Source organism: Acinetobacter sp. Colony158 (assembly GCF_019264745.1).
Classification (GTDB): Bacteria; Pseudomonadota; Gammaproteobacteria; order Pseudomonadales; family Moraxellaceae; genus Acinetobacter; species Acinetobacter ursingii.
On sequence record NZ_CP078523.1, the window covers coordinates 2,525,557 to 2,526,350 of the forward strand.

1 protein-coding gene is annotated in these 794 nt (G+C 38.3%); it reads left to right on the forward strand.

Annotated features, from left to right (window positions below; genetic code table 11):
• Positions 1 to 332 precede the first annotated feature (332 nt).
• Positions 333 to 794: alpha/beta fold hydrolase (locus JR005_RS10190; RefSeq protein ID WP_218664992.1), on the forward strand; the 462-nt coding region annotated here is incomplete at its 3' end.

Sequence of the window (794 nt, forward strand, 5' to 3'; positions counted from 1 at the left end):
CTGAATGAGGGCAAATATAACAATGATTAAAAATATGAAATATTGGTGAACTGTTGTTGAACTAATACAGTTCGCAACGAAATGTAGAGGTTGCATGAATTATGTGGGTGAATCATGAGCATAGCATTTGATTGTTTCTCCTATATATTTACTGCATCAGGCTAATTTATTGATGAACTCTGGATTTTCATGAGAGTAAGTGTTCATGGCATAAAAACGTAAAGTCTACACAGCTTCACGTACTGTATAAAATATCAACATTTTAGCTTTATCAATTTAAACTGATCACACGTAGATTCAAAAGGGTATGCCATCTTAAAGGAATAATACCCATGTCAGTCACTGAAAATGAATATGAAACACTCGATGTAAAAGCACAACTTTATATAAAAGACTGGGGACAGGGCGACCCTGTTATTTTAATTCATGGCTGGCCTTTATCCTCTGATAGCTGGGACTGGATTGCGATGAAAATTGTCGAAGCTGGCTATCGTGTCATTCATTATGATCGACGTGGTTTTGGGCGCTCTGAACAAACATGGTCTGGGTATCAATACGACACATTGGCAGACGATTTGCGCGGCATCATTGAAGACAAACAATTAACAGATGTTACGTTGGTTGGTTTTTCAATGGGAGGTGGAGAAATCGCGCGTTACTTAAGTCGCTATCAGGCACAAGATATTAAAAAAGTGGCTCTGATTTCATCCGTTGTACCCTTTCTATTAAAGACTGAAGATCATCCCGATGGTGTCGATGGGTCAGTTTTTCAGGAAATGATCGAAGGGTTATTG